General features: G+C 64.2%; 1 protein-coding gene. It reads left to right on the top strand.

Annotated features, from left to right (window positions below):
- Positions 1 to 306: 306 nt before the first annotated feature.
- Positions 307 to 1,485, top strand: coding sequence for an ISAs1 family transposase (locus MXD95_RS04005; protein WP_250639157.1), 1,179 nt, complete (start codon positions 307 to 309; stop codon positions 1,483 to 1,485).
- Positions 1,486 to 1,526: the final 41 nt, after the last annotated feature.

The raw sequence follows: 1,526 nt of genomic DNA, 5'->3' as shown, positions 1-1,526 counted from the left end.
CAGGGCTGCGCGAAGGTAGCTTTCGGCTACGATCAACTACGTTGAGTAAACGCCAGGTGTGATGGCTCACGCGTCGTAGGCGGTGACGTAGAAGACCCCCGCCATTACGCGGGAACGACAGTGGCAACCTATTCGAAACCGTGGATCCGATATCTTCCTCATCGGCCGCGGAACCCACCGAAACCCGGTATCGGCCGCCGGGCAAGCAATCCGGCCGGCGCTGACGCGTCGTTGTGAAAAAGATGGCCTCCTGGCTGGGATAATGAAAGCGCCAACAAACAAAAGCCCAGACCAGAAGGCCACCGCATGCCATCATGCCAGACCGGCGCCGCACTGTCGAACGGCCCTGACCAGGCCGCCGACCAGAAAGCCACCCGACTTCTCGAAATGCTGCGCCAGGTAAACGACTTCCGCGCCGACCGTGGAAAGATCTACGAACTTCCTTTCGTGCTCGCCGTCGCGCTCGTCGCGACACTCACCGGTGCCGCGGGATACCGCGAGATCGGAAGGCGCGCGGCCGACCTACCGCAATGCCTGCTCGCCCAGCTCGGCGCACCCTACGACCATTTCACGGCGGCCTTCTACGCACCGGGCGAATCCACCATCCGCGACGTCCTCACCCACGTGGACGCGGACCTGCTCGACCTGGTCACCTGCGCCTGGATCCACGAGTGCGCGACCCGCGACCACGACGGAGACCTCGTGATCGCTCTGGACGGCAAGGTCCTGCGCGGCGCCTGGACCGACGAGAACAAACAGGTCAGGCTGTTCGCGGCCATGACCCACGACAAAGGCGCCGTCGTCGCGCAGACCCTCGTGCCCGACGACACGAACGAGATCACCCAGGTCGCCGGCCTCGTGAAGAACCTCCGCCACACCCGCGGCCGGACGATCGCCACCGCGGACGCGGCCCACACCCAGTTCAGGACCGCCATCCTCCTCAGAAAAAGCGGAATCGACTACGTCCTAAACGTCAAAGGAAACCAGCCGAAACTCTACCGGGACGTGTTCGGACGCTGCCTGAAACTCCTCCAGGAAACACCCGGACACGAGGAAGAGGAACGGTCCCACGGACGCATCAGGCGCTGGGCGGTCTGGACCACCGCCGTCACCGACCTCCGATTCCCCTTCGCGCGCACCATCGCCGTCATCCGCCGGGACGAGTTCGACCTCGAAGGAAACAGACTCACCAAGGAATACGCCTTCATCGTCACCAGCCTACGAGGAAACCGTGCCACCCCGGCGGCAATCCACACCCACGTCCGCCTGCATTGGGGAATCGAGAACCGCCTCCATTACATCCGCGACACCGCCTGGCGGGAGGATGCCTGCCGCGCCTCCACCGGAAACGGGCCAAGAAACCTCGCCACCATCCGCAACCTCGCCCTGAGCCTCCTCCGCCTCCACGGAGTCCGAAAGGTCAAGGAAACCCTCGAGTACATCGCCGGAGACCGCCACCGGGCACTCCAGTTCATGGTCACCTAACGCGACAGATCGTCACACCACGCGACCTTCGCGCAGCCCTG

The organism is Frankia sp. AiPa1 (assembly GCF_023243075.1).
Lineage (GTDB): Bacteria > Actinomycetota > Actinomycetes > Frankiales > Frankiaceae > Frankia.
This window is presented reverse-complemented; position numbering and strand designations above follow the sequence as displayed.